The organism is Azospirillum sp. B510 (assembly GCF_000010725.1).
Taxonomy (GTDB): Bacteria; Pseudomonadota; Alphaproteobacteria; order Azospirillales; family Azospirillaceae; genus Azospirillum; species Azospirillum lipoferum_B.
In genome coordinates this window covers 526414-548960 of record NC_013856.1, presented here as the reverse complement: position 1 = coordinate 548960, position 22547 = coordinate 526414, and the positions used below count along the sequence as shown (strand labels likewise).

Here is a 22547-nt window from a genome sequence, read left to right as displayed (position 1 = left end):
TTATCAAATCGAACAGTAAGGCTTGCCGGAATGGCGGATGACCGGGACCGATGACGATTGACCAGTTCGATGAGAGGTTGATCACCCTGCTGCGGCATGACGGCCGGCGCAGCGTCTCCGACCTCGCCATCGAGCTGGGGGTGTCGCGGGCGACGGTGCGGTCGCGAATGGAGCGGCTGGAAAGATCCGGCATCATCATCGGCTACACCGTGATTCTGCGCGCCGACACGGTGGAGGCGCCGGTGCGCGGCATCATGCTGATCGAGGTGGAGGGGCAGGCCACCGACCGCGTCGTGCGGACGCTCAGCGGCTTCCCCGAGATCATGGAGATCCACAGCACAAACGGGCGCTGGGATCTGATCGTCGAGCTGTCGGCCGCCAGCCTGCCGGAATTCGACGGGGTGCTGCGCCGCATCCGCCTGATCCCCGGCATCACCACCAGCGAGACCAACCTTCTGCTGAACACCCCACGCAGCACACGCGCCCGGCTGTAGGGCCCCCGCAACCGTCCGTTTCCGCCTATCCGGTCGGGCCGGGCCTCGCCATGCGGTCGCGCTCGGTGCGCAGAAGGGCAAGTTTCGCTTCCAGCTTGCCGATCTTGCGGTCGAGCTTGCGCAACCGCTTCGGCGGCGCCTCCCCCTGTTCGCTCTGGATGACCTGCCCGTTTTCCTGAGCCAAAGTTTGGCGGAGTCGCCGATTGACCGCCGCCTTCGCCGCGTCGCTCAGCCGCTTCCACCCCTTCACCTCCGCCTTGGTGCGGTGGCAGCCGAGGCAGGCGCCGTTCGCTGCGAATCGGCAGAGGCCGATGCAGGGATTCCGGCTGTCCTTGCCCGCCATTCCCTTACCCGACAGCCCCTTGCCCGACTTTCCGCTCATGTGCCTTGCCGCATCGTCGTTTCCTGTCGACGGCAATGTGCACCGCGAATCCGCCTCGGCAATACCCGCCGACCGCAAGCCCACTTCCATACAATGGCGGAAGCCAACGGCAACCCATCATATTGTATGTATTCCCTAACCCGAGAAATCCGTACATTATTGCGTCAAACTGCCGCACAGGGCCGGATTACTCGCCGGAAGCCATACATTCAGATTGCGTAATCCATACATTTATCCCATACAAACCTCATCGCCGGATGACCGCCGCTCCATACGCCTGCCGGACATGGAGGAGCGGCCCGCCCGCCTCCCTCCTGCCAGGTGACCCATGCCCAGCGATGCTCCCGTCATCACCCGCCGCCCCGACCATGCCGAGGCCCCCCCGCCCCCGGCTCCACCACCAGCCTATGCGCCCCACCGCAAGATCCATCCCAAGGCGGTGCGCGGACGGTTCCGACGGGTGAAGTCGCTGCTGGGCGCGGTCCTGCTGGCGCTGTTCGCTCTGCTGCCCTGGCTGCGCTGGGATCGCGGACCGGGCCTGCCCGACCAGGCGGTGCTGTTCGATCTCAGTGGCCAGCGCTTCTACATCTTCGCTCTTCAGTTGTGGCCGCAGCATGTCTATTACATCACCGGGGTGATGATCATCGCCGCCATCGGGCTGTTCCTGGCCACCGCCATCGGCGGGCGGGTCTGGTGCGGCTTCACCTGCCCGCAGACGGTTTGGACCGACCTGTTCGTCTGGGTCGAACGGCGGGTGGAGGGTGACCGCGGCGACCGCATCCGGCTCGACCGGCATCCCTGGACCGCCGGCTGGCTGGCGAAGAAGACCGTCAAACATGGGGCGTGGCTGGCGATTTCCATCGTCACCGGCTTCCTCGGCATCGCCTATCTGACCGACGCGCCGACCCTGGCCATCGACCTGCTGCGCTTCGACGCCTCGGCGCTCGCCGCCGGGTCGGTGCTGTTCGTCGCCGCCTGCACCTATGCGATGGCCGGCTTCATGCGCGAACAGATGTGCTTCTATGTCTGCCCCTGGCCGCGCATCCAGGCCGCCATGCTGGACGAGGAGAGCATGGTCGTCACCTATCAGGAGTGGCGGGGCGAGGGCCGCGCGCCGCTGCGCAAGAGCGAGGGCTGGGACACCCGCACCCACCAGGGGCTGGGCGACTGCATCGACTGCGGGCACTGCGTCCAGGTCTGCCCGACCGGCATCGACATCCGCGACGGCATCCAGATGGAATGCATCGGCTGCGGCCTGTGCGTGGACGCCTGCAACGACGTGATGGCGCGCATCGGCCGGCCGGGCGACCTGATCCGCTTCGACACCTTGACCGCCCAAGCGGCCAAGGCCGCCGCGACAGCCCAGGCGGCCACACAAATGGCGACGGCCGCCCCGCCACCGCCCCGCTATCGTCTGATCCGGCCGCGCACCATCGTCTACGGGCTGATGCTGGTGGTGGTCGGCGGGGTGATGGCCATCGCGCTGGCGCTGAAGCCCAGCAACGACGTCGCCGTGCTGCGCGACCGGGCGCCGCTGTTCGTGACGCTCAGCGACGGGCGCATCCAGAACGCCTACACCATCAAGATCGCCAACATGTCGCTGACCGAGCGGCAGTATCGCCTCACCATCGCCGGCCTGCCGCAGGCCAGCCTCAGCCTGTCCGGCGAGGGGACGGAGAGCGGGGCGTTGTCACTGTCCGCCCGCGCCAACGCGGTGGAGACCTACCGCATCCAGGTCCGCGTCCCGCGGACGGCTCTGCCGGCCTCCTCCACCCCGGTGGTCGTCATGCTGGCCCCCGACGCCGGAGCCGGCCAGCCGGCCCGGCATGACAGCGTCTTCCTCGCCCCGTGACGCCGCCGGGCATGGCCGTGCTGGACGCTTGCGGCACCGGCCGGCGAACGCGCATATGATGCCGGCGGCGGCGCGGCGCGCGGGCAAGGGAATGACCATGGGATCCATACAATCCGGTCCGGAGGACCAATCCCGACAGCCGGAGCCGTCGGACAGCGGCCTCTGGCAGCCGGATCTGAGCGGCCGGGCGAAACCGGTCTATCTCGCCATCGCCGACGCCCTCGCCGACGACATCGCCATCGGCCGGCTGGCGGCCGGACAGCGCCTGCCGCCGCAACGCCTGCTGGCCGACCGGCTGGGGTTGGACCTGACCACGGTCAGCCGCGCCTACGGCGAGGCCCGGCGCCGTGGCCTGCTCGACGCCCGGGTCGGCCATGGCAGCTTCGTCAGCGCGCAAGCCGGTCCGGCACGGGGGGCGCCACCGGACGGCGGCCCGGTCCCCCCGGCCCTCTCCCCGACCGCCCCCGCTGCCGTCTCCACTGCCATGCTCATCGACATGACGATGAACCAGCCGCCCCTGCCGGACGCGCCGGAGCTGCTGGACCGCGTGCGGCGGGGATTGGCCGAGGCGATGCGGCGGCTCGACCCGCAAACGCTGCTGCGCTACCCGGAGGCCGGCGCCGGCCTGCCCGCCGGGGAGGAGGACCGCGCGGCCGGCGCACGCTGGCTCGGCAAACGCCTGCCCGACCTTGGCGATGCCGGCAGGGGCGATGCCGGCACGGGCGATACCGGCAGGATCGTCGTCTGCCCCGGCACCCAGAGCGCCCTTCTGGCCCTGCTGGGCATGCTCACCCGCCCCGGCGACACCGTCTGCACCGAGGCGCTGACCTATCCCGGCTTCAAGGCCATCGCCCGCCAGCTCGGCCTGCGGGTGGTCGGGGTGGCGATGGATTGCGAGGGGCTCGACCCCGACGCCTTGAGCGCCACGGTCGCGGCCCACGCGCCGAAGCTGCTCTACTGCACCCCCACCCTGCACAACCCGACGACGGCGACCCTGCCGCTGGAGCGCCGCGCCGCCATCGCCGCCATCGCCCGCAGCCACGCCCTGCCGATCATCGAGGACGACATCTATGGCGTCCTGCCCCAGGACGCGCCGCCGCCCATCGCCGCGTTGGCGCCCGATATGACCTTTCATGTCGTCGGCCTCGCCAAATGCGTGGCACCGGGCCTGCGCATCGCCTATGTCGCGGCGCCGGACAGGCGGCAGGCGACGCGGCTGGTCGCCGCCCAGCGGGCGACGATCCTCGGCACGCCGCCGATTCCCGCGGCCGTCGCCACCCGATGGATCGCCGACGGCACCGCCGACGCCCTGTTGACCGCCATCCGCGCGGAGGCGTCGGCCCGCCAACGCATGGCGCGGGAGCTTCTGCCCGCAGCGGCGCTGACCACGCACGGACAAGCCTTCCACCTGTGGCTCACCCTGCCGCCGGGCTGGACCCGCGGAGAATTCGCGGCATTCCTGCGCGGCCACGGCATCGCCGCCGCCGTCAGCGACATGTTCCTGACCGGCGGCCCGGCACCGGAATCCCTGCGCATCTGCCTGGGCGCCCCGGTCGGCCGCGCCGACTGCCGCCGCATGCTGGACATCCTGGCCGACGCGCTCGACCAGAGCCCCGCCCTGGCCGGCATCGTGATCTGAGCCGATCCTGATCCGAACCGATCCTGATCCGAACCGTCAGGCGAAATCCCGCGCCATGCCGGACCGGACCAGCAGGTCGGTGTCGGGCGAGAAGCGCGCCTTCAGCGGCAGCATCGCCGCCCCCAGCACACGGGCCAACGGGCCGATGGACCCCGCCATCACCGGGGCGGCCTTCAGACCCGACCGGTTGAAGCGTTCCACCGCCGCCGACAGTCTTTGCGTGAAGCGGTCGCGCCAGGACGGCGGCAGGAAGCCGTCGACCACCACCTCCTGGAAATCGATCACGCCGAGGGCGGAGACGACGGCGCGCGACAGCTCGGCGCAGGCGGTCTCGGCCCAGGCGTCGAAGACGGCGTCCGCCCGCTCCCCGCTGCCGTCGGGCAAGGCGGCCGACAGCGCCGCCGACGGGTCGATGCCGGCGGCCTCCAGGTCACGCTCCAGCAGGAAGATGGAGGCGCTGTGGATCAGCTGTCCCGGCCGCTCGCCGCGACCATTCTGCCCGGTGGGCCCCGTCGGCATCGAGCCGATGGCGCCGGCGTTGCCCTGCTCCCCCCGGTACAGCCGGCCGTCCAGCACCACGCCGCCGCCGATGAAGGTGCCGAGATAGATGTAAAGGGCGCTGCGGCTGGTGATGGCATGGCCGGCGATCATCTCCGCCGCGCAGGCCGCCGCCGCGTCGTTATAGAGCGTCACCGGCAACCCGGTCTCGCGCGCGAAGGCACCGGCGATGTCGGCATCGCGCCAGCCGTCCAGCGCGCCGGGCGCCAGCCCCAGCTCCGCCGACCAGGCATGGATTTCATCCGGCATGGCGACGCCCAGCCCGACCACGCGCGACCGCGCCGCCGGCGACAGATGCGCCAGCAGACCGACAGCTTGGGCGATGGCGGTGGCGATCGTCGGATCGGGCAGCGGCGCGTCGTAGCGCACCCGGCTCGCCCCCAGCTCCTCCCCCAGCAGGTTGATCAGGATCGCCTCGACGCTGCGCCGGCCGATCTTCACCCCCAGCGAATAGGCGCCTTCCGGATTCGGCGCGATCGGGGTGGACGGCTGCCCGACCTGCCCGCGCACCTTGTCCAGCTTGACCAGCAGCCCGTCCTCCAGCAGCCGGTTGACGATCACCGACGCCGCCTGTCCGCTGAGCCCGGTCTCCCGCGCGATCTCCGCCTTGGACAGCATGCCGGCCTGCAACAGCGCATGCATGACCAGCCGCTCGTTGTAGGCGCGCAGCCCGGTGGTATCGCCGCCCCGCATCCTTCCGCCGCCTCCCCGCCCTTGACCCTGACAATAATCCGTATAGCAACCAATCATAACAAAATCAAAGTGATTTACTTAATCCGAATCGGCCACGGTCATGGCTGGTGGATCGATCACCTTTGAAACTTCGCCACCCTAGCAAGCGGTACCCCGAGCGAGCAAGGTCGGCGGCGAATTCGGCTTAATCCTTAACCCCAAGCCGTCATACCCCTTGTCCATCAAGCCGACTTCCCGACCAGCGGCGCGGCCCGCTCCAGCCGGACGCCGCCTAATATCAAAATCAATGTGATTTATCTATTGCGCCCCTCGGCCGCCTGCGCCATAGTGTTTGTGTGCTCTACAAACTGAATGCAGCAAGCGCATCCGGGTGTCGGGCGACCAGTCGCAAAGGCCGGCGGGACGAAAGCCAGGGCGCGGCCGGACAGGATTTTGGGGAGGAAAACAGGAATGAAGCGTGCGCTTTCCTTGATCGGCGCGGCCGTCGCCGCGTTTCTCGGCAACTCCGCCCAGGCGGAGACTCTGTCCATCGCCACGGTGAACAATGGCGACATGATCCGCATGCAGAAGCTGTCGGAGCATTTCACCAAGGCGCACCCCGACATCACGCTGAACTGGGTGACGCTGGAGGAGAATGTCCTGCGCCAGCGCGTCACCACCGACATCGCCGCCAAGGGCGGCCAGTACGACATCCTGACCATCGGCACCTACGAGGTTCCGATCTGGACCAAGCAGAAGTGGCTGATGCCGCTGACCAAGCTCGGCGCCACCTATGATGTCGAGGATCTGCTGCCCTCGATCCGCAGCGGCCTGACCACCGACGGCACCCTCTATGCCGCGCCCTTCTACGGCGAAAGCTCGATGGTCATGTACCGCAAGGACCTGTTCGAGAAGGCCGGCCTGACCATGCCGGAGGCACCGACCTGGGCCTTCGTCACCGACGCGGCGCGCAAGCTGACCGACAAGAAGAGCGAGGTCTACGGCATCTGCCTGCGCGGCAAGGCCGGCTGGGGCGAGAACATGGCCTTCCTCAGCGCCATGGCGAACTCCTTCGGCGCCAGCTGGTTCGACATGAACTGGAAGCCGCAGTTCAACACCGATCCGTGGAAGCAGACGCTGACCACATATCTCGGCGTGATGAAGGACGCCGGCCCGCCGGGCGCCTCCTCCAACGGCTTCAACGAGAATCTGGCGCTGTTCCAGTCTGGCAAATGCGCCATGTGGATCGACGCCACCGTCGCCGCCTCCTTCGTCTCCAACCCGGCGCAGAGCAAGGTCGCCGACAAGGTCGGCTACGCGCTGGCGCCCGACACCGGGCTCGGCAAGCGGTCCAACTGGCTGTGGGCCTGGAACCTCGCGATTCCCGCCAGCAGCAAGAAGGGCGATGCCGCCCAGGCCTTCATCTCCTGGGCGACCTCCAAGGAGTATCTCGACCTCGTCGCCAAGGAGGAGGGCTGGGCCAACGTGCCGCCGGGCACCCGCAGCTCGCTCTACGCCAACCCCGAATACCGCAAGGCGGCGCCCTTCGCCGACCTGACGCTGAAGTCGATCCAGGCCACCGATCCGCAGCATCCGACGGTCAAGCCGGTCCCCTACACCGGCGTGCAGTTCGTCGCCATCCCCGAGTTCCAGGGCATCGGCACAGCCGTGGGCCAAGCCTTCTCCGCCGCACTCGCCGGCCAGACGACCGCCGATCAGGCGCTGCAAACCGCCCAGACCCTCGCCACCCGCGAGATGACCAAGGCCGGCTACATCAAGTAAGCGGTCACGCCTGACCTTCCGTCCTGTCCGATCACGGCAACCCCTCCTCCCGCCGCCATCCCCGCCTTTCGCGGGGATGGCGGCCGAGGAAGGCCGCGCTCCACAACGCCGTTACCCAAGGGTCGAGCCATGGCCACCGCCCATTCGCGTGCCGCCGCGCGCCTGACGATGTCGCCGGCCGTCATCCTGCTGCTCGGCTGGATGCTGATCCCGCTGGTGATGACGCTCTACTTCTCCTTCCTGCGCTACAATCTGCTGATGCCGGGGACGGAGGAGTTCATCGGCACACTGAACTACCAGTATTTCCTGACCGATCCGGCCTTCTTCGCCGCTCTCGGCAACACGCTGGCCCTGGTCGGCGGGGTGCTGGCGCTGACCATCGCCGGCGGGATCGGGCTGGCCCTGCTGCTCGACCAGCCCTTCTGGGGGCGGGGCATCGTCCGCCTGCTGGTCATCGCCCCCTTCTTCGTCATGCCCACCGTCTCGGCGCTGGTGTGGAAGAACATGCTGATGAACCCGGTGAACGGCCTGTTCGCCGCCATCGCCAAGGGGCTCGGCCTCCAGCCCTTCGATTTCCTGGCCGAGGCGCCGCTGTCCTCGATCATCCTGATCGTGACCTGGCAATGGCTACCCTTCGCCACGCTGATCCTGCTGACCGCCCTGCAATCGCTCGACCGCGAAAGGCTGGAGGCGGCGGAGATGGACGGCGCCGGCGCGCTCGACCGCTTCATCCACATCATCATGCCCCATCTGGCCCGCGCGATGACGGTGGTGACGCTGATCCAGACCATCTTCCTGCTGTCGGTCTTCGCCGAGATCCTGGTGACGACCAACGGCGGCCCCGGAACCGCCACCACCAACATCACCTATCTCGTCTATGCCCAGTCGCTGCTGCAATTCGATGTCGGCGGCGGCTCCGCGGGCGGCATCGTCGCCGTCGTCCTCGCCAACATCGTCGCCGTCTTCCTGATGAGGATGATCGGCCGCAACCTGGACATCTGACCATGGCGCGCGCTGCAACCAACCGCCGCAAGCTGGCCGTGACCCTGATCGCCTGGACCATCGGGATCGTGATCTTCTTCCCCATCCTGTGGACCGCCCTGACCAGCTTCAAGACCGAGGCGGAGGCGGTGGCGACCCCGCCGACCTTCCTCGCCTTCCACTGGACGCTGGAGAACTACAGCGAGGTCCAGCAGCGCTCCGACTATTTCCTGCATTTCTGGAACTCGATCGTCATCTCGGTCGGCTCGACGCTGCTCGGCCTGCTGGTCGCGGTTCCCGCCGCCTGGTCGATGGCCTTCGTCCCCGGCAAGCGCACCCGCGACGTGCTGATGTGGATGCTCTCCACCAAGATGCTGCCGCCGGTCGGCGTGCTGATCCCGATCTATCTGCTGTTCCGCGATTTCGGGCTGCTCGACAGCCGCGTCGGTCTGGTCATCGTGCTGACGCTGATCAACCTGCCGATCATCGTCTGGATGCTGTTCACCTATTTCCGCGAAATCCCCGGCGAGATCCTGGAGGCGGCGCGGATGGACGGCGCCGGACTGAAGGAGGAAATCCTGTTCGTCCTGCTGCCGATGGCGGTGCCCGGCATCGCCTCCACCCTGCTGCTGAACGTCATCCTGGCGTGGAACGAGGCGTTCTGGACGCTGAACCTGTCCGCCTCGCAGTCGGCGCCGCTGACCGCCTTCATCGCCAGCTACTCCAGCCCGGAAGGGCTGTTCTACGCGAAACTGTCGGCCGCCTCGACCATGGCGGTCGCGCCGATCCTGGTTCTCGGCTGGTTCAGCCAGAAGCAGCTTGTGCGCGGCCTGACCTTCGGCGCCGTGAAGTAGGGGGAACCCGCTATGGGTCAGATCACGCTCGACCGCGTCACCAAGAGCTTCGGCGACATCGACGTCATCCCGCCGCTGGATCTCTCCATCGGCAATGGCGAGTTCGTGGTGTTCGTCGGCCCGTCGGGCTGCGGCAAGTCCACGCTGCTGCGCCTGATCGCCGGGCTGGAGGATGTGTCGTCCGGCACCATCCGCATCGACGGCAAGGACGCCACCGCCCTGCCGCCGGCCCAGCGCGGGCTGGCGATGGTGTTCCAGTCCTACGCGCTCTATCCGCACATGACCGTGCGCAACAACATCGCCTTCCCGCTGAAGATGGCCCGGCTCGACAAGACCGCCATCGACCGCAAGGTGGAGGCGGCGGCCAAGGTGCTGAACCTCACCAGCTATCTCGACCGCCGCCCCGGCCAGCTCTCCGGCGGCCAGCGCCAGCGCGTCGCCATCGGCCGCGCCATCGTCCGCGAACCGACCGCCTTCCTGTTCGACGAGCCGCTGTCGAACCTCGACGCGGCGCTGCGCGTCAACATGCGGCTGGAAATCTCCGAGCTGCACGCCAGCCTCGGCACCACCATGATCTATGTGACGCACGATCAGGTGGAGGCGATGACCATGGCCGACAAGATCGTCGTGCTGAACGCCGGCCGGATCGAGCAGGTGGGATCTCCCATCGACCTCTACAGCCGCCCGCGCAACCGCTTCGTCGCCGGCTTCATCGGCTCGCCGCGCATGAACTTCATCGAGGGCGAGGCGGCGCGCGGCGACGGCGCCGACGGCATCGGCATCCGCCCCGAACATCTGACGTTGTCCACCGAATCCGGCCGCTGGGCCGGCACCGTCACCGTGTCCGAGCATCTGGGCTCCGACACCTTCGTCTATGTGCAGGTGGAGGGCATCGGCACGCTGGTGGCGCGGGCCGGCGGCGAGTTTCCGGTCCATCACGGCGACCGTGTCTGGCTGACGCCGCAAACCGAGAAGCTCCACCGCTTCGACGGTCAGGGCAACGCCCTGCCCTCGACGACGGCGGGCATGAAAGTGGCATGAAAGGGTCCAGTCCGATGACCAGTCCCATGAAACGTCTCGACGGCAAATCGGCCATCATCACCGGCGCCGCCCGCGGCATCGGCCGCGCCTTCGCGGCCGCCTATGTCGCGGAGGGTGCCACCGTCGCCATCGCCGACATCAACCTCGCGGCGGCGGAGAAGGCGGCGGCGGAGATCGGCCCCGGCGCCTATGCCGTGGCGCTGGACGTGACCAGCCAATCCTCCATCGACGCCGCTGTCGCCACGGTGGTGGAGCGGGCCGGCGGCATCGACATTCTCGTCAACAACGCCGCCCTGTTCGACCTCGCCCCCATCGTCGAGATCACGCGGGAGAGCTACGACCGCCTGTTCTCGATCAACGTCGCCGGCACGCTGTTCACGCTCCAGGCGGTGGCGAAGCGGATGATCGCGCAGGGTCGCGGCGGCAGGATCATCAACATGGCCTCCCAGGCCGGACGGCGCGGCGAAGCGCTGGTCGGCGTCTATTGCGCCACCAAGGCGGCGGTGATCAGCCTGACCCAGTCGGCCGGCCTGAACCTGATCCGCCATGGCATCAACGTCAACGCCATCGCCCCCGGCGTCGTCGACGGCGAGCATTGGGATGGTGTCGATGCCCTGTTCGCCAAGCATGAGGGGCTCCGGCCCGGCGAGAAGAAACGCATGGTCGGCGACGCGGTCCCCTTCGGCCGCATGGGCCGGGCGGAGGATCTGACCGGCATGGCGATCTTCCTGGCGAGCCGGGAGGCCGACTACATCGTCGCCCAGACCTACAACGTCGACGGCGGCAACTGGATGAGTTGAAGACGCTCCCCCTCCCGTCCCGGGAGAGGGAAGGGGCCCATGGCATCGCCATGGGAAGGGTGAGGGGCAATCCGGACATGGATCTTGGATTCTTGCCCCACCCCTCACCCTCCCCACGCCTGACGGCGCGGGTCCCCTCCCTCTCCCGGGACGGGAGAGGGCAACACATCTCCCTCCGCCGACTTCCGCAGGACCCCGACCATGACCATCGCCCTTTCCGCCGCCACCCTCCCGACCATCGCCGCGCGGGCCTCGGTGCCGGCCTATGACCGTTCCTCCCTGACCGCCGGGATCCTGCATTTCGGCATCGGCAATTTCCACCGCGCCCATCAGGCGGTCTATCTCGACAGCCTGTTCGCCCAGGGCCGCGACCATGACTGGGCGATCCTCGGCGCCGGGGTGATGCCGTCGGACCAGCGCATGCGCGATGCCCTGGAGCCCCAGGACTGGCTGACCACGGTGGTCGAACAGTCCGGCGCGCAGAGCCTCGCCCGCGTCACCGGCGCCATGGTCGGCATGCTGCCGGTCGGCGACGGCGACGTCCTCATCGCCAAGCTGGCCGACCCGGCGATCCGCATCGTCTCGCTGACGGTGACGGAGGGCGGTTACTACATCGACGCCACCGGCAGGTTCGACGCCGGCCATCCGGCGATCCGCGCCGACATCGCGGCACCCGAGCGGCCATCTACCGTCTTCGGCCTGATCGTCGCCGGTCTGGCCCGCCGCCGCGCCGCCGGCACGGTCCCCTTCACCGTCATGTCCTGCGACAACATCCCCCACAATGGCGTGGTGACCCGCAACGCCGTGCTGGGCATCGCCAGGGAGATCGACGCCGGGCTCGCCGCCTGGATCGAAACCGCCGTCGCCTTCCCCAACGGCATGGTCGACCGCATCACGCCCGCAACCGGCACGCAGGAGCGCGAGACGCTGGCCCGCGATTTCGCCATCGCCGACAGCTGGCCGGTCTTCTGCGAGGATTTCACCCAGTGGGTGCTGGAGGACCGCTTCTCCGCCGGCCGCCCGGCGCTGGAGGCGGTGGGCGTGCAGTTCGTCCCCGACGTGACGCCCTTCGAGACGATGAAGATCCGCATCCTCAACGGCGGCCATGCGGTGATCGCCTATCCGGCCGGGCTGCTCGGCGTCACTTACGCGCATGAGGCGATGGAAACCCCGCTGATCCGCGCCTTCCTGCAAAAGATCGAGCGGGAGGAGATCATCCCGACCGTGCCGCCGGTGCCGGGCACCGACCTGAACTCCTATTTCGGCATCATCGAGCGCCGCTTCGCCAATCCGAAGATCAAGGACACCATCCGCCGGCTCTGCCTGGACGGCTCCAACCGCCAGCCGAAATTCATCGTGCCGTCCATCGCCGACCGGCTGAAGGCCGGCGCCAGCATCGAGGGTCTGGCCCTGGAATCGGCGCTGTGGTGCCGCTACTGCTTCGGGACCGCCGACGACGGCCAGCCGATCGAGCCGAACGATCCCAACTGGGACCGCCTGACGCAGGTCGCCAAGGACGCCCGCGACGAGCCGACCGTTTGGCTCGACCAGAAGGAGATCTATGGCGAGGTCGGCCGGGTGCCGCCCTTCCGCGACGCCTTCTCCACCGCCCTGCGCGCCCTGTGGACGGACGGCACCCGCGCCGTGCTCGCCCGCTATGCCGGCGGAACCAACTGAAGGACTTGCCCGCCATGACCGCTTTGCCGCAAGGCGACGCCCTGACCCCCGACGTGCTGTGCCTGGGCGAGGTGCTGATCGACTTCATGCCCGCCGGCCCGGCGCGACCCGGCGTGATCGGCGCCTTCGACCCGGCGCCGGGCGGGGCGCCGGCCAATGTCGCGGTCGGTCTGGCCCGGCTGGGGGTGCGCAGCGCCTTCATGGGCCGGACGGCGGCCGACGGCTTCGGCCGCTTCCTGGCGCACGCCCTCACCAATGCCGGCGTCGACGTCTCGCACCTGCGCCGCGTGTCGAACACCAAGACCCCCGTCGCCTTCGTCTCCCTCGACGAGGAGGGGGAGCGGGAGTTCCTGTTCTATGGCGAGCCGATGGCCGGCTTCTCCACCGCCGACCTCGACCTCGACGCGGTCGCGGCGGCCCGCCTGCTGCATTCCGGCTCCATCGGCCTGATCGACCCGGCGGCGCGCGAGGCGAGCCTGCTGGCGGTGGAGACCGCCCGCCGCCAGGGCCGCCTCGTCTCCTTCGACGCCAACCTGCGCCTCGCCCTGTGGCCCGACCGCGCCTTGGCGGAGCGGCTGATCCGCCAGGGCATCGCCACCGCCGGCATCGTCAAGCTGAGCGACGAGGAGCTGGAGTTCCTGACCGGCGGCGCCGATCCGGACAGCGCCGGCCGCACCCTATGGCATGACGGGTTGCGGCTGCTGGTGGTGACGCATGGCCGCAACGGCTGCACCTTCGTGACCGCCGACGCGTCCGGCCATGTGCCGGGACTGGCGGCCACCACCATCGACACCACCGGCGCCGGCGACGCCTTCGTCGCCGCACTCCTGGCCGGCATTCTCGAGGATACCGCGACCGCCTTCACCCCGGAGCGGCTGCGCGCGATCTGCCGCTTCGCCAATGCCGCCGGGGCGCTGACCACCACCGCCCCCGGCGCCATCCCCTCGCTGCCCGACCGCGACGCGGTCAACCGGCTGCTGGCGGGGGCGGCGTAGTGCCCCTACCGGTCGGTGCAGGAGATGCAGGGATCGACCGACGCCTGGATGATCGACAGGTCGGCCAGCGGCTGGCCCACCACCATCGCCTCGATCGCCGGGATGTTGACGAAGGACGGCGTGCGGATCTTCACCCGCGACGGCGTCGGTCCGCCTTCGGAGGCGACGTAATAGAAGGCCTCGCCGCGCGGCGCCTCGGTGCGGATGCTCGCTTCGCCGACGGGGATCTCCGGCAATCCCTCGGTCGCCCGCAGCGGGCCGGCGGGCAGCGACAGCAGCGCCTCGCGGATCAGGCGGATGCTCTCCACCATCTCCAGCGCCCGCACCACCACGCGGGCGAGCACATCGCCCTCCGGCCGCATGACGCTGGCGAAGCCCAGCCCGGCATAGGACAGATAGGGCTGGTCCTTGCGCACGTCGATGTCGAGACCGGAGGCGCGGGCGACCGGCCCGACCACCGCCCATTCCACCGCCTGTTCCCGGCTCAGCCGGCCGACACCGCGGGTGCGGGCGAGTGCCGTCGGATTCCCGGTGAAGGTCGGGATGACGATCTCCGCCAGCCCCGTCGCCAGCCGGTCGAGCGCCGGCAGATGCTGTTTCGGATCGGGGATGTCGCGATGGACGCCGCCGATGCAGTTCATCCCGTAATTCACCCGGTTGCCGCTGATCGCCTCCAGCGTGTCCATCACCAGCTCGCGCAGGGTGAACACCTCCATGAACAGCGAATGGAAGCCGATGTCCTCCGCCCCCACCCCGGCCCACAGCAGGTGGGAATGCAGCCGCTCCAGCTCGGCGATGATGGTGCGGATGTGGGCGGCGCGCCTGGGCACCTCGATGCCGGCGATGGTCTCCGCCGCCATGCAGAAGGTCATGGCGTGGGTGTTGGAGCAGATGCCGCAGACGCGCTCGATCAGGGTGATGACCTCCACCCAGTTGCGCTTCTGCGCCAGCAGCTCGATGCCGCGGAAGCTGAAGCCGACCTCGACGGTGGCGCTGTCGATGACCTCGCCCCGGCATTGGACCTTGACCTTGAAGGGTTCTTCCAGCGCCGGGTGATAGGGGCCGAGCGGAAAGCTGTAGGGCATGGCCGGAAACTCCTAGGAACGGGCCACCGGACGGGGGGCGGAAGGCGAGGCGAGCGGCGAGGCGGGCTTGCGGGTGACCGTCGCCGGGCGGCACATCGCCTCGCGCAGGGTCGCCGTGTCGATCCCGTCGGGCCGGATCAGCGGCACCGGGTTGGGATGGCCGGGGAACTCCACCGCGAACAGGTCGCGGATCTCCCGCTCCGCCCAGGACGCCGCCCGGACGAACGGCGCCAGCGAGGCGAGCGCGCCGTTGCGGGTACGGGTCTTCACGTTGATGACGCGATGCTCGTCGATGTAATGGTAGATCACCGTCGATTCCGCGTCGCCGGCATGGGGGATGGCGGTGACGGTGCCGAGCCGGATGCCGAGACCCGCCATGGCGGCGGCCATCGCCTCGACCTCCAGCAGCGGGGCGTCGGCCCACAGGGCGCCGTCGCGCTCGACGACGGACGCGACGCCGGGAATGGCGGCCAGCGCGTCGGCGAGCGCATTGTTCAGGTCCGGGATGCCGCGGTCAGCGCTCATGACGGACCTCCTCCCCCGCCGCCGGGACGAAGGCGACGCGCAGCCGGGCGCCGGCGGCCCAGCGCCGGCATTCGGGGCAATAGCCGCGTTCGGCCTCGTCGCTCCCCCACAGGGCGTCCATCGTCGACGCCGGCAGCGGCACATGGGCGGCGCCGCAGCGGGTGCAGGCTCGCAGCGGGATGACGCTCTCCAGCCGGAACCCGTCGCCGGCGGCGGAATTCATTCCCGCCGGCACGCCGGCCTCCAGGCGGATCGCCTGGGTCGGGCAGTTCTGCGCGCACAGCCCGCAGAAAGAGCATTGACCGATGAAGAAGCGCCAGGACACCGACAGGCCGGGATCCTGGGTGAAGCTGATCGCCTTCGGCGCGCAGACATAGGCGCAGGTGCCGCAGGCGGTGCAGCGGGCGGCCTCGTGCGCCAGCGCGCCGCGATAGGCGGGCGGCACGTCCGGCATGTCGGCCGGCGCGCGGGTGCGCGACGGGCGCAGCAGGTTGCCGAGGATGGTTTTCAGCATGGCCATGGTGGTTTTCCCCCTCAGCGGACCAGCGTCGCGGCCATGGTGACCGCGGACGCGACGCCGCCCCAGACCCAGTAGAAGCGGAAGGCCTGCGCCAGCCGCAGCCGCGCCGTGGTCGTGGCCAGCAAAGTCACCCCGCCGAGCACGGCGATGCCGGCCACCAGATAGACCAGCAGGTTCAGCAGCGGCCACGGCGTCGCCGGAAGGAAGACCACGGCGAACAGCTCGGTCAGCAGCACGACCTCGACGGCATGGGACAGCTTGAACAGGGCCAGCGGCGGGCCGCTGTATTCGATGTGGCTGTCGGCGACGATCTCATGCTCGGCATTGGCGATGGAGAAGGGATTCAGCTTCATCCGCGCCGGCAGGGCCAGCAGGAAGGTCAGCGCCGCCAGCGGATGGACGAGGCTGTAGGGCGCCGCCTGCAACGCGCTCATCTGGAAGCTGCCGGCCTCCTGCGCCATGGCGATGATGGCGGCCAGGAAGGGCAGATTGTAGGCGAGCGACAGCAGCGCCTCGCGCATCGCCGCGACCTGCCCGTAGATGGAGCGGCTGACATAGCCGGCCAGCACCTCGCACAGGACCGGCACCTCCATCAGGTAGAGCAGCAGCACGACGTCGCCGGGCAGCGACGGCGCCGGATTGCCGGGAAGCGGGACGATGGCCAGCGCCGCCGTCACCGCCCCCAGCGACACCAGCGGCAGGGCCAGGAAGATGCCGCGGTTGACGCCGCGCGGGATCACCGTCCGCTTGCCCAGCAGCTTCATGAAATCGAAGAAGGGCTGGAAGACGGGCGGCCCCCGGCGTCCCTGCAACCGCGCCACCAGCTTGCGCATGAACCACAGCTCCAGCCAGCCCAGCGGGGCGGCCAGCAGCAAGCCGGGCCAGACGGCGAAGGCGAGCAGATAGGACCAGACGGCGTTCATGACGGCCTCCCCTGCCCGCCTTCCAACAGGCTTTCCATCTGGCTCCTGGTGGCTCCCTCCTCCAGCAGGCTTGCGGCGCGGGCGATGCCGTCCAGGATGGCCTGCGGGCGCGGCGGGCAGCCGGGCACCCAGACATCGACCGGAACAAGGCTGTCGAGCGATTGGCCCAGCACCAGCGGACTGCCGGCGAAGACATTGCCCGACAACGGGCAGGACCCCAGCGCCACCACCGCCTTCGGGCTGGGCACCTGATCGTAGATGTCGAGGATCGCCTGGCGCGACCGCAGGGTCAGCGTGCCGGAGATCAGCACGATGTCGGCATGCTTGGGCGTGCCGTGCAGCTCGATCCCCAGCTGTTCGGCGTCGTAGCGCGGGCTGAGCAGCGGCGTGATCTCGATGTCGCAGCCGTTGCAGGATCCGGCGTTCAGCCGGCAGATCCAGGGCGACCGGCGGCGCGAGATCGCGACCACCCGTTCGATGAGGTTCATTTCACACCTCCCGCCAGTTCGACCGGCAGTTCGGGAGCAGACAGTGCGGCGACATGCGGATGCGGCGGTTCGGCGGCGGGCCGCAGCCGGTCGGGCATCAGCCCGAACAGCACCGGCGCGACGGCGAAGGCCAGCAGCACGGCGGCGGCGAGGTGCGGCAGCGGCCGCCCGATCGCCGGGGATGCCGCCGCCGGGGATGCCGCCGGCCCCAGCCACACCCGGTGGATGGCGCGGACATAGCAGAGCAGGGCCATGGCCGACGAGGCGTAGAGCACCAGCAGCAGCAGCGGCCCGCCCAGTTCCGCCCCCGCCAGGTAGAGCCGCCAATGACCGATGAAGCCCAGCGTCGGCGGGATGCCGATGAAGCCCAGCGCCCCCAGTATGAAGGCGGCGCTCGCCACCGGCAGCGGGGTGGACAGGCCGCGGTCGTCCAGCGTCGCCGCCCGGCCGAGATGCCATTCCGCCGCCCCGACCGCGCCGAACAGCACGATCTTGCCCAGCGCATGGCCGAGGATGCCGAACCACGCCCCGGCCATGCCGTCGGCGCCGCCGGCCACCAGACCCAGCAGCAGATAGCCCATGTCGTCGATGGAGGAGAAGGCCAGCATCGGCTTCAACGCGCGCTGGGCCAGCGCCAGCAACGCCGCGCCCAGCAGCGAAAGCACCGCCAGCCCGATCCACAGCGGCGCGAATTCCAAGAAGATCCAGGGGGCGGCGTCGCGCAGGGCCAGCAGCTCGCGGAAGGAGCCGACATCGACCACCGCGACGATCAGCGCCGTCGTCATCGCCGAGGAGGCGCGGGCCACCGCCGGCAGCCAGAAATAGACCGGCACCAGACCCAGCTTCAGCGCGACGCCGACCAGCAGAAACGCCACCGCCAGCCGGTCCCAGGGAGCCGCCGGACGCACGGCGCCGAGATGGGTCAGCGCCAGGGCGGCCCAGCCGCACAGCGTGGCGAGCAGCACGGCGGTCAGGTATTTGCGCGCGGCGGCGCGGGCCTCTGCGGTCCCGCCGCTCCACACCATGCCCACCGCCAGGAATTCGGCGGCCGACGCCAGCAGCACCGCCGCCCAGCCGTGACCGGCCAGACGGGCGGCGACCGCCAGGGCGACGGTGGCGGCGGCGCAGCGCCACCACCCGCCATTTCCCTGCGGGATCGCGCGGGCATAGAGAGCCACGCCGAGCGCGATCGCCAGAAAGAGGGGGATCAACACAATATCCATGGTTGGATGCCTCCGGCTGCGCTCAGACCAGCCACACGCCGGCCAGCGCCGCGATGGCGGCGAGACCGATGGCCAGGAGCGGACGATCCTCGAACAGGGCGCGCCCCACGGCCTGCGCGGCGCCGGCCAACTGGGTCAGGCCGCGCCAGATCCGCAGGAAGACGGGATCGGGATCGAGCGAATAGACGGGATGGAAGGCGTGCTCGGCCATCTCGGCGAAATCGACCGCGCCGGGACGGTCGCCGGCCGGCAGCGGCTCGCCGCCGGAATAGACCGAGACCAGACCGGGGGCCGGCGCCTGGGCCAGCCGGTAGACCAGCAGCCCCAGCATCGCCGAGGCCAGCACCACCGCGCCGCCCACCGTCATGGCGACGCTGCCGCGATCGGTCAGGATGCCGAGCCAGCTCATCCGCACCGCCCAGTCGAAGCCCAGCGACCGCACCGCCGGCGCCACCACCGGCACCATGAGCAGCTGCGGCGCCAGCCCGAACAGCAGGCACAGCCCGGCCATCGAACCCATGCCGGCCAGCATGCTGGGCGACGCCTCGTGGATGCGCTTGCCGAGCAGGGCCTTGGACGGCACGCCGTAGAAAGCGTTGACGGTTGCCTTCAGGAAGGAGAAGGCGGTCAGGATGCTGCCGATCCAGCCGACCAGCACCACCGCCAGCAGCCCCTTGTCGAGGGCGGCGCCGAACAGCAGCCATTTGGCGACGAAGCCGTTGGTCAGCGGCACCCCGGCGATGGCGGCGGCGGCGATGATCCACACCGTCGCCGTGCCCGGCATCACGCTGGCCAGCCCGCCGAGATCGCGCAGGTCGCGCGTTCCGCAGGCATGCTGGATGGCGCCGGCGCACATGAACAGCGTGCCCTTGAACAGCGCGTGGCTCAGGCAATAGAACAGCCCGGCCGCCAGCCCGAGATCGCTGCCGAGCGCCAGCCCGACGACGATGTAGCCGAGCTGGCTCACCGTGTGGAAGGCCAGCAGCCGCTTCAGGTCGGTCTGCGCCATGGCGAAGATGACGCCGACCAGGATGGTGACGCAGCCGACCGCCAGCAGCGGCCCCTGCAACGCGGCGTGCCATTGCCCACCGCCCACCCCATACATGCGGGCGATCAGGTAGACGCCGGCCTTGACGTAGCAGGCCGAATGCAGCAGCGCCGACACCGGGGTCGGGGCGTTCATCGCCTCGGGGATCCAGCTGTGCAGCGGGAACATCACCGATTTCGCCATCGCCGCGGCGATGAACAGCGCGGCGACGCCGGAGGTGAAGGCGGTCCCCACCGCCGGATCGGTCCAGGCCAGCGAGCCGGCGCGCGCATAGACCAACACAAGCCCGATCAGGAAGCCGTAGCCGGCCAGATGAGTGATGACCAGCACCTTGCGCGCGCCGTCGGTCGCCGCCTTTTGCCGGTACCAGAAGCCGACCAGACTGTAGGAGCACAGCCCGATCACCTCCCAGGCCAGATAGGCGCCCAGCATGTCGGCGGCACCGGCCAGCAGCAGCAGCCCGGCGATGAACACCAGCATGATCGCATAGAAGCGGGTCGTGCCCTGCTTCTCATGCTCCATGTAGCGGACGGAGAACAGCAGGATGGCGGCGCCGATGCTGGTGCCCATCAGCATGAACAGGACGCCGAGTCCGTCGATGCGCAGGGCGATGGAGAACGGCCCGTCCCATGCCGGCAGCAGCGGCGCCGTCAGCGCCAGACCGGCCATGCTGGCCGGCACCAGCGTCAGCGTCGCCAGGAAGGAGAGGAAAACCGTCGCGGCCGCCAGCGCGCCCTTGCCGACGGGTGTCAGCCAGCGGCCGAGCAGCAGTTGAAGAAGGAAGCCCCCGAGCAGAACCAGGATGGGGAGCGTGGTCGAGGTCATGGCTCGCCCCTTTCTCAGCCGCCGGCCAGCGGCGGAAAGATGAAGACGTCGGAATCCGCGGCCAGCGGCGTGTCCAGCCCTTGCAGGCCGCGCACGTCCTTGCCGTTCACCAGGATGATGGCGTAGCCGGCCAGCTCCCCGTTCTTCATCACCCAGCGGGCGAAATTCGCGCCGTATTCGGCGGCCAGATCGTCCATCAGGACGCGCAGGGTCGGCGCCGGCCGCTCCCAAACCTCGCTGTGCTTTCTGGTGGCGTCGCGCAGAAGCGCGAAATAGGAGATTTTCATGGCACAACCGCCTTTCCGCCCGGCCTGTCCGCGCGAACCGCGATCCGCGCCGCCGCCCCGCCAAGGTGAGGGCGGCGGCGCGGACGGGGTCAGGCCAGCGCCAGCGCGCTCAGCTTTTCCTTGGTGGGAACGCCATCGGCATCCCAGCCGCGGACGCCGTAATAGAGCGGCAGCATTTCCGGCAGGCGGCTGACCGCCCCCTTGGAGGCACCGGTCACGATCGGCTCCTTCAGCAGGCGCGGCGGCAGCGTGTCGTCGGCGGCGGTCAGGCCGGACTTCAGGTTCCACAACCGCTCCAGGTTCCACACCCGCTCGCCCGCCTCGACGAAGCTCTCGCCCGTATAGGCGAAGCCGGTGAGCGAGGTCATCAGCTCGGCGAATTCCGGGGCGCCGATGCCGAAGGTGGTGAACAGGCACGAACCGGTGGAATCCAGCGCCGCCGTCAGGTTCTGGAACAGGGCCACCAGCTCCGCCTTGCCGTCGATGGTGTCCTTGTCGACCTTGAAGGGCACGCCCAGCACCTCGGGGCTGATCGAATAGCCGCGGACGTGACAGCCGCCGCGGTTGTTGGTGGCGTAATTCAGCCCGATGCCCTGCACCGCGCGCGGATCATAGGCCGGCATCTCCTGCTTCTTGACCGTCATCGACAGTTCGGGATGGCCGTAGAGGCTGGCCAGCCGGTAGGAGCCCAGCGCCAGCTTCCTGCCGAAGCCCTGACCGAGGCCGGTCAGCCGCACCGCCTCCACCATCGCCTCGGCATTGCCGAAGTCGAGCTCCAGCCCCTCGGTGTCCTCCAGCGTGATGACGCCGCGATGGAACAGCTCCATGGCGCAGGCGACGGTGCCGCCCATCGAGATGGTGTCGATGCCGTATTCGTTGCAGTAATAATTGGCCTTCAGCACCGCATCGAGATCGTCGATCAGGCAGTCCGGGCCGAAGCCCCAGGCGGTTTCGTATTCCGGCCCCTCGCCCTCGCCCTTGTATTTGGGATTGGTGACCTTGGTGGCGCGGCCGCAGGAGATGATGCAGGAGAAGCAGCCCTTCGGCCGCTGCAACTGGTTGGCCGCCAGCGTCTCGCCCCCCACCTTGTCGGCGGTCGGGTAATGGCCGTCCTGGAAATTGGCGGTCGGCAGGCCGCCGACCGAGTTCAGGATGTTGACCAGCACGTTGGTGCCGTAGAGCCGCAGGCCGGTGCCGCCGACCGGATGCTCCTTGATCATGGTGCTGGCCTTGGCCACCGCAGCCAGGAAGGCGTCCTTGTCGGCGACGGTGACGGCGCCGGTGCCGCGCACCACCACCGCCTTCAGGTTCTTCGATCCCATCACCGCGCCGACGCCGGTGCGGCCGGCGGCGCGCTGCATGTCGTTCATGATGGCGGCGATGAAGGAGAGGTTTTCGCCGGCCGGGCCGATGCAGGCGATCTTGGCGTCGGCCGCCGTCTCCGCGTTCAGCGCCTCGGTGGTTTCCGGCACGTCCTTGCCCCACAGATGGGCGGCGTCGCGGATCTCCACCTTTTCATCCTGGATCCACAGATAGACCGGCTTTTCCGCCCGGCCTTCGAGGATCAGCATGTCGTAGCCGGCATATTTCAGCTCCGGTCCCCAGGCGCCGCCGGAATTCGACGCGGCGATGGTGCCGGTCAGCGGCCCCTTGGTGACGACGTCGTAGCGTCCGGCCGACGGCGCGAAGGTGCCGGTCATCGGCCCCGACGCGAAGATCAGCTTGTTGGCGGGCGACAGCGGGTCGACCATCGGATCGACCTCGTCATACATGTATTTGGTGCCCAGCCCGCGGGCGCCGATATAGTCGCGCGCCAGTTCGGGCTTCAGCGCTTCGGTCGAGACCTTGCCGGTGCCGAGGTCGATCCGAAGGATCCTGCCAATCCAGCCATGCATG

Annotated in this window: 21 protein-coding genes; 10 read left to right on the top strand and 11 right to left on the bottom strand. The window is 69.2% G+C overall.

From position 1 onward, the window contains the following. Positions 1–56: 56 nt before the first annotated feature. Positions 57–494 (top strand): Lrp/AsnC family transcriptional regulator, encoded by a 438-nt coding sequence (locus AZL_RS23815; RefSeq protein ID WP_042445456.1) that lies wholly within the window; start codon positions 57–59, stop codon positions 492–494. Positions 495–519: 25 nt separating this feature from the next. Here the strand turns inward: AZL_RS23815 and AZL_RS23810 are convergent, their stop codons facing one another. After that, the gene (locus AZL_RS23810; RefSeq protein ID WP_247894441.1) at positions 520–876 is read right to left on the bottom strand and encodes a DUF1289 domain-containing protein; all 357 of its coding nucleotides are present in this window, start codon (positions 874–876) and stop codon (positions 520–522) included. Between the two features lie 328 nt (positions 877–1204). Here AZL_RS23810 and ccoG point away from each other — a divergent pair, with 328 nt between their 5' ends. Next, complete coding sequence (gene ccoG, locus AZL_RS23805; RefSeq protein ID WP_012976997.1) at positions 1205–2728, top strand: cytochrome c oxidase accessory protein CcoG; 1524 nt, start codon at positions 1205–1207, stop codon at positions 2726–2728. A 91-nt stretch (positions 2729–2819) separates the two neighbouring features. Further along, entirely contained in the window at positions 2820–4367 is a 1548-nt protein-coding gene (locus AZL_RS23800; RefSeq protein WP_012976996.1) for a PLP-dependent aminotransferase family protein, read from the top strand. A gap of 36 nt (positions 4368–4403) precedes the next feature. Here AZL_RS23800 and AZL_RS23795 read toward each other — a convergent pair whose 3' ends face one another. Continuing rightward, positions 4404–5618: an ROK family transcriptional regulator gene (locus AZL_RS23795; RefSeq protein WP_247894440.1), complete on the bottom strand. Its 1215-nt coding sequence runs from the start codon at positions 5616–5618 to the stop codon at positions 4404–4406. Between the two features lie 450 nt (positions 5619–6068). Between AZL_RS23795 and AZL_RS23790 the strand changes: the two genes are divergently transcribed. The 7 genes from AZL_RS23790 to AZL_RS23760 all read left to right on the top strand — a co-directional run bounded on the left by AZL_RS23790 (position 6069) and on the right by AZL_RS23760 (position 13727). Beyond that, positions 6069–7379: an ABC transporter substrate-binding protein gene (locus tag AZL_RS23790; protein WP_012976994.1), complete on the top strand. Its 1311-nt coding sequence runs from the start codon at positions 6069–6071 to the stop codon at positions 7377–7379. Positions 7380–7508: 129 nt separating this feature from the next. Beyond that, positions 7509–8381, top strand: a complete 873-nt coding sequence (locus AZL_RS23785) for a carbohydrate ABC transporter permease (RefSeq protein WP_012976993.1) — start codon at positions 7509–7511, stop codon at positions 8379–8381. A gap of 2 nt (positions 8382–8383) precedes the next feature. Next, the gene (locus AZL_RS23780; protein ID WP_012976992.1) at positions 8384–9214 is read left to right on the top strand and encodes a carbohydrate ABC transporter permease; all 831 of its coding nucleotides are present in this window, start codon (positions 8384–8386) and stop codon (positions 9212–9214) included. 12 nt (positions 9215–9226) lie between these two features. Then, positions 9227–10255, top strand: a complete 1029-nt coding sequence (locus AZL_RS23775) for an ABC transporter ATP-binding protein (RefSeq protein WP_012976991.1) — start codon at positions 9227–9229, stop codon at positions 10253–10255. Between the two features lie 26 nt (positions 10256–10281). After that, positions 10282–11055 (top strand): L-iditol 2-dehydrogenase, encoded by a 774-nt coding sequence (locus AZL_RS23770; protein ID WP_012976990.1) that lies wholly within the window; start codon positions 10282–10284, stop codon positions 11053–11055. 201 nt (positions 11056–11256) lie between these two features. Continuing rightward, a complete protein-coding gene (locus AZL_RS23765) occupies positions 11257–12732 on the top strand; it encodes a mannitol dehydrogenase family protein (protein WP_012976989.1) in 1476 nt (491 codons plus the stop codon). A 14-nt stretch (positions 12733–12746) separates the two neighbouring features. Then, positions 12747–13727 (top strand): PfkB family carbohydrate kinase, encoded by a 981-nt coding sequence (locus tag AZL_RS23760; RefSeq protein ID WP_012976988.1) that lies wholly within the window; start codon positions 12747–12749, stop codon positions 13725–13727. Between the two features lie 5 nt (positions 13728–13732). On the opposite strand, the gene AZL_RS23755 is transcribed toward AZL_RS23760, so the two are convergent. From AZL_RS23755 to AZL_RS23715, 9 genes are all read right to left on the bottom strand, one after another. Next, a complete protein-coding gene (locus AZL_RS23755) occupies positions 13733–14812 on the bottom strand; it encodes a nickel-dependent hydrogenase large subunit (protein WP_012976987.1) in 1080 nt (359 codons plus the stop codon). 12 nt (positions 14813–14824) lie between these two features. Continuing rightward, positions 14825–15337 carry an NADH-quinone oxidoreductase subunit C gene (locus AZL_RS23750; RefSeq protein WP_012976986.1) on the bottom strand — a complete coding sequence of 171 codons (513 nt, stop codon included), beginning with the start codon at positions 15335–15337 and terminating at the stop codon, positions 14825–14827. Continuing rightward, positions 15327–15857 carry a 4Fe-4S dicluster domain-containing protein gene (locus AZL_RS23745; protein WP_012976985.1) on the bottom strand — a complete coding sequence of 177 codons (531 nt, stop codon included), beginning with the start codon at positions 15855–15857 and terminating at the stop codon, positions 15327–15329. The genes AZL_RS23750 and AZL_RS23745 overlap by 11 nt, the downstream gene beginning before the upstream one ends. Before the next feature lie 14 nt (positions 15858–15871). Next, positions 15872–16780 carry a respiratory chain complex I subunit 1 family protein gene (locus tag AZL_RS23740; RefSeq protein WP_012976984.1) on the bottom strand — a complete coding sequence of 303 codons (909 nt, stop codon included), beginning with the start codon at positions 16778–16780 and terminating at the stop codon, positions 15872–15874. Continuing rightward, on the bottom strand, positions 16777–17268 hold the full coding sequence (locus AZL_RS23735; RefSeq protein ID WP_012976983.1) for an NADH-quinone oxidoreductase subunit B family protein: 492 nt from the start codon (positions 17266–17268) through the stop codon (positions 16777–16779). The genes AZL_RS23740 and AZL_RS23735 overlap by 4 nt, the downstream gene beginning before the upstream one ends. Beyond that, entirely contained in the window at positions 17265–18491 is a 1227-nt protein-coding gene (locus AZL_RS23730; protein WP_012976982.1) for a proton-conducting transporter membrane subunit, read from the bottom strand. The genes AZL_RS23735 and AZL_RS23730 overlap by 4 nt, the downstream gene beginning before the upstream one ends. Before the next feature lie 22 nt (positions 18492–18513). Then, positions 18514–20364: an NADH-quinone oxidoreductase subunit 5 family protein gene (locus tag AZL_RS23725; protein WP_012976981.1), complete on the bottom strand. Its 1851-nt coding sequence runs from the start codon at positions 20362–20364 to the stop codon at positions 18514–18516. 14 nt (positions 20365–20378) lie between these two features. Continuing rightward, a complete protein-coding gene (locus tag AZL_RS23720; protein WP_012976980.1) occupies positions 20379–20651 on the bottom strand; it encodes a MoaD/ThiS family protein in 273 nt (90 codons plus the stop codon). 89 nt (positions 20652–20740) lie between these two features. Then, positions 20741–22546, bottom strand: coding sequence for an aldehyde ferredoxin oxidoreductase family protein (locus tag AZL_RS23715; RefSeq protein ID WP_012976979.1), 1806 nt, complete (start codon positions 22544–22546; stop codon positions 20741–20743). Position 22547 lies beyond the last annotated feature (1 nt).